Consider the following 12,992-nt stretch of genomic DNA (forward strand, 5'->3'; position numbering starts at 1 on the left):
GCCGTATCCGGAGACACTCCGACACGCGCAGTCCAGCCGCCGGCCGACCGCCGCAAGGCGAGATCAATTCAAGGAGCCGAACCATGAACGAGGACCTGGAAGCCAGGATTCGCACGCGCGCTTACCACCTTTGGGAAAACGACGCCTCGCCGGATGGCCGTGCAGACGAATACTGGGAAAAGGCCAGACGGCAGCTGGAAGCCGAGGGCGACCCCGATCTGAACGCGCCCGCACCTGCTGTCGAACAATCGGATCAATACAACGCGATCGGCATGCGGGCGGAAGAGAGCGACAAATCCGAAGACATAGCGGACACTTGAGTGGTAGCGTTCGCGACCGTTCGCATCAGGCGAACCTGACCCGGAAATAGCGTCGGCCACGCGTCACAGCGCGAGCTGAAAAGCGGTGTGGCGACGCCCGGTTTGCCCCGTATTGTTATCGGACAAGTGCCATGAGTTATCACGATCTGGATCGGGAGATTGCCCACCTCGAACTTGTGTTCCGGCAGATTTCCACAAGCGATCGCATACCCCTCTCCTACTGGCGCGGCCGCTTGCGAATGCTGTCCTGCCATTCGCTGATGCCCGCGCAGCGGGCTCGCATCGAGCGGCTGGAAGCACAGTTGCATGCGCTGGAAGAACGCGAGGAAACCTTGCATGCGAGGCCGCGCACACGGGCGCAACAGGCAGCGCCGCGATGACCCTCTAGCCGCCTCGATATCCGCGCGACGTCTTTCACCCGGGCTTAAAAGACGTCGCGCGCCGCCGCTGTCAGCCGGTGAGAAGCCGCGCGCCCAAGGCCAGCACCAACGCCGGCACCATCACGATCACGCCCACCTTCAGAAACTTCATGAAGCTCACGTCCTCGCCTTCGCGGCGGATGGCGTTGAGCCACAGGATGGTCGCGAGCGAACCGGTGATCGACATGTTCGGGCCGAGATCGACGCCGATCAGCAGCGCGTCGATCACACGCTCCGGACTGTGCGCCTGCATCACCGTCGAGCTCGCGATCAGGCCGGCCGGCAGGTTGTTCATCAGATTGCTGACGAGCGCGATCGCGCCGCCCGCCCATGCCGCGCTCGCCACTTCGTCGTGCTGCGCGCCGTGTCGGGCGAGTGTGGCGAGCATGTTGATGACGCCGGTGTGATCGAGCATTTCCACCAGCACGAACAGCGCCGCAACGAGCGGCAGCACGCTCCACGAGATTTCGCGGATCATCGGCAGCGGCGACTTGCGCTCGAGGATCAACACCACCAGTGCGGTCACGAGGCCCAGTATCGCGGTCGGCAAGCCCAGTGCAATATCGAACGCGGACACGGTCAACAGGACGATCGCGGTCACACCGATACCGGCCAGCGCGACGCGTCCGCTTGACGACAGCGCGGTCGTTTCGAGATTCGCTTCACAGGTTCCCGTCAGCGCGCCGCGCTGGGTCCAGCGCAACAACACGTAAGTCGCGACGATCGACAGAATGGACGGCAGCGTGAAGCGCATCAGCCACGCGCCGAGCGCGGGCGTGTGATTGCCGTACAGCACGATGTTGGCGGGGTTCGAGATCGGCAGCACGAAACTCGCGGCATTGGCGATCAGCGCACAGACGAACAGCAGCGGCAACGGCGGCGTCCTGGCCTTTCTGGCTGCGGCGAACACGGCGGGCGTGAGTACGACCGCGGTGGCGTCGTTGGAAAGAAAGGCCGTGATGACGACCCCGACCAGATAGACCAGCAGAAACAGCCGGCGCGGCGAGCCCTGTGCGTGGTTGACCGCCAGCACCGCGACCCAGTCGAACAGGCCTTCGCGACGGCCCACTTCCGAGAGCAGCATCATCCCAAACAGGAACAGATAGACATCGGCGCCCTTGCCGATCGCCTCGAATGCGAGCCCGACGGGCAACAGCCCGAACAGGACCAGCAGAAGCGCGCCGGCCACCGCCCACACTGCCTCGGGCCATTTGAACGGACGGGTAATGACGCCGGCCGTCGCGGCCGCGGCAATACCCCAGGAGATAAAAGTGGAATTCACAGGAAGCGTCCAGGATTGGTTCAGTGGCGCGCCCGCTCGGCCAGTCGATGCATGGCTGCCCGGACGCAGCGCCGGTGTGCAGCATACCCGATCGATCACATGGCGCCGGCGCTGAATGGGCAAGTTGCATGCCCGATGGCCGCCTGCGCATCGACGTCGAACCTCCTGCTTCGCCTTCTTGCATTGCGCTTTTACGTTACCCTTCGATCTTCCTTCGCAACGAGTACGGATTCATTAGCATCACCGCTACAACAATCTGTTCCCGTCCACCCGGCTATTCAGCTTCTACTCGCATCCCTACTATCCGCACTTACCGGCGCAAGACCACGCACCCACCCAGAACACGAACACGAGTACGACTGAATGGATTCCCGTCTCCCCGTTCATCACCGCTATGGCGGCCCCGCGATCGCACTGCACTGGCTGATTGCGCTGCTGATCGTCGCTGGCTTCTATCTCGGTTGGATCATGACCGACATTCCCGGCTTCACGCCGACCAAACTCAAGTATTTCTCGTGGCACAAGTGGATCGGCGTGACGGTCTTCGCGCTCGCCGTGATCCGCGTGTTGTGGCGCGCCACCCATCGCGCGCCCGCGCTCGCCAGCGCAACGCCCATGTGGCAGAAGGCTGCGGCCCATCTCGTCCACGGCTTGCTGTATCTGCTGATGCTGGCGATCCCGCTGTCCGGCTACTTCTACAGTTCCGCGGCCGGCATTCAGGTGGTCTATCTCGGCGTCGTGCCGCTGCCCACGATCATCGGCCCGGATCAGGCACTCAAGGCCACGCTGCGCACGGTCCACGTGCTGCTCAATTACACGCTGCTCGTGCTGGTCGCACTGCATGTGCTCGCCGCGCTCAAGCATCAGTTCGTCGATCGCGACGGCCTGCTTGCGCGCATGGTGCCGTTCCTCAAATGACGCGAGCGCACGATTGGCTACAGCCTGTTGGCAATGAAATTCTCCGCAGTGCGCAATCAACGCACACGGGTTAGATAGGATGCGTACCACGATGAAAACGAACCCCTACTCCCTCGCCCGGCGCCTGGCCAGGTCCACCGTGGCCACCCTCGCCGCCTCGGCCGCCCTGGCGCTGGTTGGCGCCAGCCTCGCCCACGCCGATGTCGATACGTCGAAGAGCAGCGTCGTTGCGACGACGAAGCAGATGAACGTGCCGGTCGACGGCAAATTCAGGAAGTTCTCGGCGCAACTGAACTTCGATCCGGCCAGGCCGACTGCCGGCAGCGCCAATGTGTCGATCGACACTGCCAGCTACGACCTTGGCGCCGACGACTACAACAAGCAGGCCCAAGGCAAGGAATGGTTCGACAGCGCGACCTATCCGGCTGCGACGTTCGTCTCGAGCGCGATTGCGCCTGCGGGCGGCAACCAGTACAGGATCACCGGCAAGCTGACCATCAAGGGCAAATCGCAGACAGTGGTGGTGCCGGTCACGATCGCGAGCCAGGGCAATGCGCAAACCTTCGACGGTTCACTGCCGATCAAACGCTCGCAGTTCGACGTGGGCACCGGCGAATGGAAAGACACGTCGGTCGTGGCCGACGAGGTCGTCATCAAATTTCACATCGTCGCAACGAAGAAGTAATACGGCGAGCCTGCCGTACATCGAAGCGATGTCGCACTTTTGGAAAACCTGGAGAACATCTTGAAGAAATCGTTTTTGCTCGCCGCCGGCGCAATGGCTGCTGCACTGTCGTTCAACGCCATGGCCGCCGACACCTATCAGCTCGATCCGACTCACACGTACCCGAGCTTCGAAACGGATCACTTCGGCGGCATCTCGGTGTGGCGCGGCAAGTTCAAGAAGAGCAGCGGCACGGTGGTGCTGGATCGCGCCGCAAAGACCGGTACGGTCGACGTGACGATCGACATGAATTCGGTGGATATCGGCAATGACAAGCTCGACGCGGAACTCGTCACCGACAAGTTCTTCGACGCCGCCAAGTATCCGACCGCGACGTACAAGGGCACGCAGATCCGCTTCGACGGCGACAAGCCGGTGGAAGTCATCGGTACGCTGACCATGCACGGTATCACCCGCCCGCTCAATCTGAAGATCGAATCGTTCAAGTGCTTTACGAACCCGATGCTCAAGCGCGAAGTGTGCGGCACGGAATCGACCGCGACGTTCAACCGCGACGATTTCGGCGTGGACTTCGGCAAGACTTATGGCTTCAAGATGCAGACCACGCTGCATATTCAGGCTGAAGGCATCAAGCAGTAAGCTATGACGCCGGCGCGCGGTGCGTGTGGCGCGCGCCGCCTTTCATCCTTCTCGCGCACGCCACCTGTTCAAACGCCTAGCCGCCCGCAAGCGAACGGAAGTCATCCACGCTTTCCGTGTACGTTCCCGTCTGGCCGTTCGAAGTCACCGTGATATTGACCGTCGACGTATTCGACGCCGTGATGGTCTCGACGGTGTCGCTCGTCGACAGCTGAATCACGCCTTGCTGCACATTGCCGCCGCTGATCGTCACCGGCGTGGGCGTCGCGACGTTGAACGCCAGCACAGCATCCGCCGCGCTCACGCTGATATTTCCGCTGGTCGCGAGCGTGTCGGTCGACGGGTCGACGCCGTGCACGCGCGAGTAGGTCAGCGACGTGATCGTGATGTCTCCGCTGATACTCCCTGAAGCCGCCTGCTGCGTGCGGTTGAGCGTTACCGTCGGCGCGCTTGCGGTCGTCGTCGTGACGCCCGTCTTCGCGTTATAGCTCATCGTAAAACTGACCGTGCCGTTCACGACGGTCGTGCCGTTGGACGAGGTGAGCGTCAAAGCGTTGGCGGTTTCGACGGCGCTGTACGACCAGTCGTTCGCCGTGCTGCCCACCACACCCTGCGCACTCTGGATCTGCACGCTGACCGTGCCGGTCACCGATGCGTCGGACGCCACGCCAGGCGCTTTCACCTGACCCGTACACTGATTGAAGCCGACCGTCGCGGTCTCGCCGGCCTGAATGCCGGACACGCCTGCGTTCGACGTGACGACGCCGACGGTCCCGCTGGAGGGGCAGGCGGTCGTGGTGCTGGCGGTGCCGGCGCTCACGCCGCTCACGAACGACTGGACGACCGAAGTGTAAATAGCCGCGACGCCGGGCCCGGACAGCATGCCGAACGCGCCGGCATAACGTGCAACGTGTTCGCTTTGTACCGCCGACGAGAGTTTCAGCACGCTGGGTCCGGCGCTCGCGCTGCTACCGCCCGAACCGCCGCCGCACGCGCCAAGCAGAACCGTTGCGGCCGCAACCATTGCGGCGAACATCGGTCGTGAAGTTTGAAACAAAAGCATAAACGCTCCAAATCCAGAAAGCCGGTCGAGCAGAAGCCCGACACGTAGACACAAAGCGCAGCGCGCTTCCATTGATCGAGGGATCCGTCGTTCCGTTGCAGCGTGGCGTGCATGTCGGCCGGTCGGTCCATCACGACCATTATCAACAGGCTTTTAAAAGTGCAATTGAGCGATTAGCCGTTCAAAAGAAGCCTAATCTGGCCGATATCGAATGTTGAATCGACTGTTTTGCAGGAGTTACCGGGTCATACATTCCGCTTGTGCTGCGCATGAAAACTTGAACGCGAAGAGTCGCCATAAGCGGGCTCTATTTATCGATTTGAACTGAGTGCTTACACCGTAAAGTCGCCGACACGGAAACAATCCTTGTCGGGAGATGGAGCGGTGACTCAGGTAAAAAATGCGGCCCTGGCCGCTGTAGTACTGTTGTTGGCGGGAGCCGTGCAGGCTCAGGAAGTTTATGTGCATGGGGGAACGCTGGGCGCAGGTGTCGGCGCGGCACTGCCGTTGACATCGTGGGCAGGCGTGCATGCGGAAATCGAAGGGCTGGGGTTTTCGCACTCGGTCAATGTGGACGATAACCAGTACGACGGACATCTGAAGCTCTTGCAGGGCGGCCTGTATGTCGATCTGTTCCCATTCAGTTCGAGCGGCTTTCGCGTAACGGCGGGCGCGCTGATCAACGACGACGAACTGACGGCCCACGCGGTACCGAACGCACAAGGCAACTACAAGATCGGCGATGACTTCGTTCCGGCGGTGGGAGCCGCACCTTCTGCGACAGCGACGCTGCCGCGTGTGATGCCCTATCTCGGGATCGGCTACGGGCACAAGCCGGTATCGAAGGGTTTTGGATTGACGGTCGATCTGGGCGTCGCGTATGGCCGCCCGCACACGTCGTATAACGTGCCGGCCATTTACTCGCTCTTTACCACCCAGGCCAACATCGACGACGAAGAACAGAAAATCAGCGACAAGGTCGAGCGATACAAACTTTACCCGGTCGTGCAGATCGGCGTGTCGTACCGCTTCTGATCACTGCACGTGCCCGCTCCATGCAGGTACGCCCCTTGCGCGTCATCCGGTGCACCATTTTTCAAGGAGGCAGTGATGGGCTCAATCAATCCTCAGGGTGACAATCAAAGCGGCGCAAAGGTAGTGGGCAGTGGCGTGGGCGACGGTCCGGGGCCGGACGTCATGGCCGCGGCCACGTTGAGCGGCAATGAAGTGTATTCATCGGACGGCGAACACGTCGGCAAGATCTCGGACATCATGCTCGACGTACGCAGCGGAAAAATTGCTTACGCGGTGCTGTCCGAAGGCGGGTTCCTCGGAATGGGCGCGACGCTTCATGCGATTCCGTGGAGCGCGCTGACACTCGACACGGATCAGAAGTGCTTCCATGTCGACCTTACCGCGCAACGGCTGAAAGACGATCCCGGCTTCGACAAGGATCACTGGCCGTCGATGGCCGACGCTCAATGGGGCACGTCGACGCACAGTTATTACAACCGTCAGCCGTACTGGGTCGCCACGCAGGAAGTGGTAGAAATGGATCCGGACGTGCAACCACGGATCGAGCACTAGACTGACCGGGCGATCTTGCTTCGCGTTAAAGCGTGACGCGATCGCCCGCACAACTGAGAATGCCGCCCGCGTAGTGACGACACTCGCGGGCGGCATTTTTGTTGTTCCGACTGCGGGTCAGTGCAGGTCGCCCCGCACGTCATCGGATGAAACGACATTGCCTGCGCTATCGACGATCGCGACGGTATTGGCTGTTGCCTGTGCCGATACGTCGTCCGCCGCGACCAGCAGGCGCTCGGTGTTCGCGTTCGCCTGATTGGCAAACGACCCGCTCGCGGCGTCGACCATTTCAGCGAACGTGCGCAGCGAGTTCTGGAAGCGCTCCTGCATCGCCGAAAAAAGACCGAGCCGGGTTTCCACGGCAATTTCCTCGACGTGGCGCCAGTAGGCGAAAGTCTTCTTGATCGTGGCCGGAAATTGTTGCGATTGAAGGTCAATCGCTTCGCTCATCGACCGGGCAGAGAGTGCCGCATGGGCGAGCGCCTGCTGCTCGGACAGCGAAGTCTTGACGGTCTGCAGGTTCAGTTCGATCACTTTTTCAATGCCTGACATGGCTTCCGCAGTGCAATCGAATGTGCCTTCCACCGCACTGTTTCGTTGACGCGATGAGATCTGGTTCAGGGTGTCAGCGTACATAGAAGCTCCGATGTGATGAGGCGCAAGACGCCAGAAAAAAAGTTATGCGATAGATGCCGACCGGCGGCGCAGCAGCGAAACTAACCAGCCACTGCAACCGCCGGTGGATACAGTTACTTCGTGACCGCCGCATCCTGACCGGCGCCCAGATCGGCACCCGTGACGGGATCGCTTTCCGTCGCGGAGGCCGTGCGTGATGCCAACGCGCTCAGCACTTCCATATCCTTCTCCGTCACCTGAACGCTGGCGAGACCGTCGCCGCCGTCCACTGCCGGCTGTGGCGTCTCGACGAACTCCCATTCCGGACCCTGATTCCACGGGCCGCGCGGCGAATCATCGCCATCGGACATGTTGTAATAGACGTTCGTGAACTCAGGCACGCCGGGAATCTTGCCCTGCGGGAAATTCGGCTGGATCGAATGCAGCGCTTTCTCGAACGACTTCTGGTGCGCGATCTCGCGTGTCATCAGGAAGCCGAGCGTGTCGCGGATGCCAGCATCGTCGGTGACATTGATCAGTCGCTCGTAGACAATCTTTGCGCGCGCCTCGGCCGCAATGTTCGAGCGCAGATCCGCGGTCGGCTCGCCGATCGTGTCGATATACGCTGCGCTCCACGGCACCCCGGCCGAGTTGGTCAACGCCGGGCCGCCGCCATACAGCAGTGCCGTCACGTGTGAGTCATTACCGCCGCCCGTGAGCGAACGGTAAAGCTCCGCCTGCTCTTCCACGGCTTCGGCAAGTTGGCCTTTCGCACCCTTGTTGAGCATAGCCACAATCGACCCAATGATTTCGAGGTGACTGAGTTCTTCCGTTGCAATATCAAACAGCATGTCGCGCCGGCCCGGATCGTCTTCGCTGACCGCCTGAGTGAAATAACGACACGCTGCGGCCAGTTCTCCTTGCGGGCCGCCGAACTGCTCGAGAAGCAGGTTCGCGAGACCGGGGTTCGGCGCTGCTACACGGACGGTATATTGAAGTCGCTTGTTGTGCACAAACATCGCATTTCTCCAGAAATAGATTGTGGGTTCCGTCAGGGATGTGGCCCGCGCATGGCACAGCCCGTCTCTGACAGACGCCGCTCAGTTGGAAACCGGCTAGGCGGGCAAGGACGATCGCACCTGCGGAATGTCCTCGACCCTGGTCTCAGAGCGGATGCTCTGGCGTGATGTGCGCGCAGGAACGCAAAGAAATGGCCTGCGCCAACCACTCCGCACGGGGCATGCCTGCGAACCCGGAAAAATTCAGGGGCAGGTCCATGCGCTTGGCGGTGGCCCCGGGCGGCTATAGCAGACGCAGGGTGTCGGGGTCGGGCTCGCCGTCGAAATATTTCCGCAGCGCTTTGGTAAATACGTCGTTCTCTGGGGTCGCGCGTTCGAAGAGCGTCATCGAGGAACGGAATTTCAGGTAATCCGGGTAGCCGAAGATGTCTTCAATGGACCGGCCGGATACCGCGTTGACGAGCTGCGTGGTTTCCTGCAAGCGTGCGCGAAGCACTGGATGCTGCATGTAGGCGCTAGCCTCCGCGAGCGACGCAATGGCGAAGCGCTGCGCCATCGAACTCGATCCCAGGCCGCGAAGCTGCGGAAACACGAACCACATCCAGTGGCTGCGTTTGCGGCCGCTGCGCAATTCCTCGCACACGTCGGCGTAAAGCGGATCTTGCGCAACGACAAAACGCTGGAGTGTGTATGGGTCGTCCCTATCCGTACTCATTTTTGTACTCCTTGCAGGCTTGTGCAGATTCAGTCTGCGCAGCATGTCGCATACCCCCCGGCGCGACGCGCGCAAGGCTCGCTTTTTGCTCCACACCAAAACACGTCAGGCGAGCACATCATCATGGACATCCTGCACCGCAAAGCGAGCGTCCCGCCCTCTCAGCCCATCAAGCTGACGACGATCGCGAAAGAAGCGATTGAGCGTTTCTCATCCGATCGATGCGCAATGATGGGCGCGAGCATCGGCTTCTACTCGGCTTTTTCACTCGCGCCGACGCTGCTGATCGTGCTGGCGATCGCTGGCTGGTTTTTCGGCGCCGATGCCGCACAAGGTCAGTTCTTCGCGCAGATCCGGCAAATTCTCGGACCCGACGCGGCGAGCGCCATGCAGGGCGTTGTTCAGCATGCGCATCGTTCCAGCGGTAGCGGCCTGGCCGCGGCGTTTTCCGTCGTGTTGCTGCTGGTCGGTGCATCGGCTACGTTTTCCAGTCTGAACACGGCGCTCGACGTGGTCTTCGCAGCCAGGTCTCCGAAAGGGCTCGCGGGCCTCGCGTTGATCGTGCGAGCACGCCTCGTGTCGCTGGGTTTATTGATGGGGCTCAGCTTTTTGCTGGTGGTGTCGCTGGTGCTCGACGCGGCCATCCAGACCGCCGGCAGTGCAGTCTTCGGTAGCTCGACGCTGAGTGTGATTGCTGACGTCACGCAGTCGATCTTCGGCCTCGTGGTTCTTGCTTTCGGCCTCGGCGCGCTGATCAAATGGCTGCCCGATACCCGCGTGAGCTTTCGTCCGGCGCTGGTAGGCGGTGCAGTGGCTGCGGTGCTTTTTACCGTGGGCCGGCATCTGTTCGGCTTCTATCTCGCGCACGCCGGCACCGCGGGTGCGTTTGGCGCGGCCGGATCGCTTGCGGTGCTGATGATGTGGCTATATTTCTGCGCCATTGTTTTTCTGTTTGGCGCCGAGGTCGCGTCGGCCATGTCGCAAAAGCCGAAGGAGAGCGACCCCGCCGACGTCAAGGCACGTCTAAGCGTCTCGCATTGATCGCCGTCGCGAGCGCGACCGCACGTCGAACGAAGTCGCGCCCATCACACCGGCACGAGTCGATACCCGTGCCGGAGGAGGCGCTGAAAAACAGGCAGACGCAGCGAACGCCCGGAGTCGTCTACGCTCGGCGCTTGAACGTCACATGGAGGCACTCATGGCACCGCATCGAATCATGTTCATCCGGCACGCGGAGAAGCCCGACGCGAGCAGCGGAACCGGCATCGACGCAGACGGCAAACCCGATGAAGAAAGCCTCGCGGTACGCGGCTGGCAGCGCGCCGGCGCACTGGTGCGTTTCTTCTGCCCGGCCGAGGACTCCCACGCCACGCAGCGGCGGCCGGGCACCGTGTTTGCGCCCGGCACCGGTCCCGCCAGCGAGAGCAGGCGCGCCATGCAAACCGTTACCCCACTCGTCGCGAAGGTGCGAGAAACGTCGAAGGTGGAGTTCATCACGACTTACCTGAAAGACGATGGCGAAGCGCTGATGAAAGACGTGCTCACGCGTGCGGGCGTCGTGCTGATTTCATGGGAACACAAGGTGCTGCCGACGCTGATCGGACACATGCCCGGTGCGCCGGCCGTGCCGTCGAAGTGGCCGGACAAGCGCTTCGACATGGTGTGGGTGCTAGATCGCGATGACGACACATGGTCGTTCTCGCAACTTCCGCAACTGCTGCTCGCGGGAGATTCGGACGAGCCGATCCGATAGCATGTGGCGCGATGCGCGATCGACACGCACTCGGGCACGCAATCGGGCACGCAATCGGCGCGCACTGACCTCCGTTCACCAGGGCACCACGCGCCCGAGGTAATCCACATAATGCAGCCCGCTGCGTCCCGCATGGGTGTCGATCGTGCTGACCAGATTCGGAATGCTCTCTTCAATGGTCAAACGCGCCTGCGGGCCGCCCATATCCGTCTTCACCCATCCGGGCGCCATTAACAGGAGGGTCCGCGGATCGTCCGGGTGGCGCGCCGCGAAGCTGCGCATGAACATGTTGAGCGCCGCCTTGCTGCCGCGATAGACCTCGTAATGGCCGTTGGTGTTGTTCGCAACGCTGCCTTGGCCCGACGACATCACACCAATCGTTCCGTATGGCCGCACGAGGTCCTGAAACGCCTCGATGACCCGCATTGGACTCAAAGAATTGGTCACCATCACGCGCACGAATTCGTCGGTCGAGACATCGGCAATCGTTTCCCGATCGTCGTTTTTCACGCCGGCGTTCACGAACAGCAAGTCCAGCTCGCGACCCGCGAGACGCGCATGGAGCGCGGCAACCTGCTCGGGCATCGTCACATCGACAGTCTCGACTTCCAGCGCGCGGTGCGCGCCTGCCGACAGTTCGCGCAATCGCGCTGTCGAGCCTTCGCGGCCGGTGGCGATAACGCGCCAGCCGCGTTTCAGATATTCCTCGACCATCGCCAGTCCAAGCCCGCGCGATGCGCCGATCAGAAGGACGGTTTTTTGCGCAGAGACGTCCTGCATGGTTGCTCCTTATGAGTGAGGCCGCCTTGCAACGCACTCGTCAGCGGTTCGATCGCGGCCGGTACATTCAATATATCGACGGCGAGGCCACGGCGGAAGACGCGGCATCTGCACGTATAAGCTGCACGGGACGCCATGTCCGGATCGCCCATGCTACGATCGGCGCATGCCTGAACCCGACCTGAATCTGCTCGTTGCACTCGACGTCCTGCTTGCCGACGGCAGCGTCGCGGGTGCCGCTCGCCGGCTAGGTCTGAGTGCTTCCGCGATGAGCCGGACGTTGACGCGGCTTCGCGACGCGACCGGCGATCCACTGCTCGTGCGCGCGGGGCGGCGCATGGTGCTGACACCTCATGCGCAGGCGTTGCGCCAACGCGCGCAGAACGCCGTACACGAGGCGCGCGCCGTTCTACGTCCGTCGGTCGCGGAGCCGGATTTTTCGACGTTGCAGCGCACCTTCACCGTTCGCGCCAATGAAGGCTTCGTGGCGGCGCTCGGCGGCCCGCTGATCGCCGCCACGCGTGCCGTCGCGCCGCATGTGCGCCTGCGCTTTGCGTCCAAGCCCGAGAAGAGCGCGGCGCACTTACGCGATGGCTCTGCCGATCTTGAGATCGGCGTGCTGGGTAAGATGGGTCCGGAAGTCCGGGTGCAGGCGTTGTTTCGGGATCGATTCGTCGGCGCGGTCAGAGCGGGACATCCGCTTTCGCATCTGCGTGATGTGACCACCGCGCAATACATCGCGTTCGGCCATGTCGTCGCATCGAGAAGCGGCCGCACACACGGACCGGTCGACGATGCGCTCGGCGCGCTCGGCATGGAGCGCACGATCGTCGCCGTGGTGCCGAGCTTTCTTGCCGCGCTTGCGGTGGCGCAGGCTTCCGATCTGATCGCCCTCGTGCCCGCGTCTCTGATGCGCGCCCAACCCGCGTCCGCCGGCGTGCATGTTTTCGAACTCCCGACGGCGACCGGCGAAATTACCGTCTCCCAGATGTGGCATCCGCGCGTCAAGGTGGACGCCGTGCACCGCTGGCTTCGTCAATTGACGCTAACTGTTTGTCGCGAACGACTGGGGACATGACGCACGGGGATTTAGCGAAAGCCTGCGGGCACTTCATCTGCGCAGCCAAGGTACTGTTACGCTTTGGCGTGCCGCCTGCCACCAGAACTGCCATCAGAATTGCCGCCAGCCTGCCGCAT

General features: G+C 62.1%; 16 protein-coding genes. 10 read left to right on the forward strand and 6 right to left on the reverse strand.

Going from position 1 to position 12,992, the window contains the following annotated elements; translation table 11 throughout:
- Nucleotides 1-83: 83 nt before the first annotated feature.
- Together AAGS40_RS21705 and AAGS40_RS21710 are read left to right on the forward strand one after the other, a co-directional pair.
- Nucleotides 84-320, forward strand: coding sequence for a DUF2934 domain-containing protein (locus AAGS40_RS21705; protein ID WP_345814897.1), 237 nt, complete (start codon nt 84-86; stop codon nt 318-320).
- A gap of 131 nt (nt 321-451) precedes the next feature.
- The gene (locus AAGS40_RS21710) at nt 452-700 is read left to right on the forward strand and encodes a hypothetical protein (protein ID WP_345814898.1); all 249 of its coding nucleotides are present in this window, start codon (nt 452-454) and stop codon (nt 698-700) included.
- A 70-nt stretch (nt 701-770) separates the two neighbouring features.
- Here AAGS40_RS21710 and AAGS40_RS21715 read toward each other — a convergent pair whose 3' ends face one another.
- Entirely contained in the window at nt 771-2,021 is a 1,251-nt protein-coding gene (locus AAGS40_RS21715) for an arsenic transporter (protein WP_345814899.1), read from the reverse strand.
- Nucleotides 2,022-2,384: 363 nt separating this feature from the next.
- Between AAGS40_RS21715 and AAGS40_RS21720 the strand changes: the two genes are divergently transcribed.
- The 3 genes from AAGS40_RS21720 (at nt 2,385) to AAGS40_RS21730 (ending at nt 4,263) form a co-directional block, all read left to right on the forward strand.
- Nucleotides 2,385-2,939, forward strand: coding sequence for a cytochrome b (locus tag AAGS40_RS21720; RefSeq protein ID WP_345814901.1), 555 nt, complete (start codon nt 2,385-2,387; stop codon nt 2,937-2,939).
- A 91-nt stretch (nt 2,940-3,030) separates the two neighbouring features.
- Complete coding sequence (locus AAGS40_RS21725; RefSeq protein ID WP_345814903.1) at nt 3,031-3,624, forward strand: YceI family protein; 594 nt, start codon at nt 3,031-3,033, stop codon at nt 3,622-3,624.
- 60 nt (nt 3,625-3,684) lie between these two features.
- The gene (locus AAGS40_RS21730; RefSeq protein WP_345814904.1) at nt 3,685-4,263 is read left to right on the forward strand and encodes a YceI family protein; all 579 of its coding nucleotides are present in this window, start codon (nt 3,685-3,687) and stop codon (nt 4,261-4,263) included.
- 76 nt (nt 4,264-4,339) lie between these two features.
- On the opposite strand, the gene AAGS40_RS21735 is transcribed toward AAGS40_RS21730, so the two are convergent.
- The gene (locus AAGS40_RS21735) at nt 4,340-5,326 is read right to left on the reverse strand and encodes a hypothetical protein (RefSeq protein WP_345814905.1); all 987 of its coding nucleotides are present in this window, start codon (nt 5,324-5,326) and stop codon (nt 4,340-4,342) included.
- Between the two features lie 384 nt (nt 5,327-5,710).
- Here AAGS40_RS21735 and AAGS40_RS21740 point away from each other — a divergent pair, with 384 nt between their 5' ends.
- Complete coding sequence (locus AAGS40_RS21740; protein WP_345814906.1) at nt 5,711-6,361, forward strand: hypothetical protein; 651 nt, start codon at nt 5,711-5,713, stop codon at nt 6,359-6,361.
- Nucleotides 6,362-6,436: 75 nt separating this feature from the next.
- On the forward strand, nt 6,437-6,913 hold the full coding sequence (locus tag AAGS40_RS21745) for a PRC-barrel domain-containing protein (protein ID WP_345814907.1): 477 nt from the start codon (nt 6,437-6,439) through the stop codon (nt 6,911-6,913).
- Nucleotides 6,914-7,030: 117 nt separating this feature from the next.
- Here AAGS40_RS21745 and AAGS40_RS21750 read toward each other — a convergent pair whose 3' ends face one another.
- From AAGS40_RS21750 to AAGS40_RS21760, 3 genes are all read right to left on the reverse strand, one after another.
- Nucleotides 7,031-7,549, reverse strand: a complete 519-nt coding sequence (locus tag AAGS40_RS21750) for a phasin family protein (protein WP_345814908.1) — start codon at nt 7,547-7,549, stop codon at nt 7,031-7,033.
- Nucleotides 7,550-7,662: 113 nt separating this feature from the next.
- Complete coding sequence (locus AAGS40_RS21755) at nt 7,663-8,547, reverse strand: manganese catalase family protein (protein WP_345814909.1); 885 nt, start codon at nt 8,545-8,547, stop codon at nt 7,663-7,665.
- A 283-nt stretch (nt 8,548-8,830) separates the two neighbouring features.
- Nucleotides 8,831-9,262 (reverse strand): DUF1810 domain-containing protein, encoded by a 432-nt coding sequence (locus AAGS40_RS21760; protein WP_345814910.1) that lies wholly within the window; start codon nt 9,260-9,262, stop codon nt 8,831-8,833.
- 123 nt (nt 9,263-9,385) lie between these two features.
- Here AAGS40_RS21760 and AAGS40_RS21765 point away from each other — a divergent pair, with 123 nt between their 5' ends.
- Both AAGS40_RS21765 and AAGS40_RS21770 read left to right on the forward strand, forming a co-directional pair.
- Nucleotides 9,386-10,303: a YihY/virulence factor BrkB family protein gene (locus tag AAGS40_RS21765; protein ID WP_345814911.1), complete on the forward strand. Its 918-nt coding sequence runs from the start codon at nt 9,386-9,388 to the stop codon at nt 10,301-10,303.
- A gap of 157 nt (nt 10,304-10,460) precedes the next feature.
- The gene (locus AAGS40_RS21770) at nt 10,461-11,015 is read left to right on the forward strand and encodes a phosphoglycerate mutase family protein (protein WP_345814912.1); all 555 of its coding nucleotides are present in this window, start codon (nt 10,461-10,463) and stop codon (nt 11,013-11,015) included.
- A gap of 75 nt (nt 11,016-11,090) precedes the next feature.
- Here AAGS40_RS21770 and AAGS40_RS21775 read toward each other — a convergent pair whose 3' ends face one another.
- Nucleotides 11,091-11,795, reverse strand: a complete 705-nt coding sequence (locus AAGS40_RS21775; protein WP_345814913.1) for an SDR family NAD(P)-dependent oxidoreductase — start codon at nt 11,793-11,795, stop codon at nt 11,091-11,093.
- A 166-nt stretch (nt 11,796-11,961) separates the two neighbouring features.
- On the opposite strand from AAGS40_RS21775, the gene AAGS40_RS21780 reads away from it, so the two are divergent.
- Nucleotides 11,962-12,873, forward strand: coding sequence for a LysR family transcriptional regulator (locus tag AAGS40_RS21780; protein WP_345814914.1), 912 nt, complete (start codon nt 11,962-11,964; stop codon nt 12,871-12,873).
- The last annotated feature ends 119 nt before the right edge of the window (nt 12,874-12,992 follow it).

The organism is Paraburkholderia sp. PREW-6R (assembly GCF_039621805.1).
Taxonomy (GTDB): domain Bacteria; phylum Pseudomonadota; class Gammaproteobacteria; order Burkholderiales; family Burkholderiaceae; genus Paraburkholderia.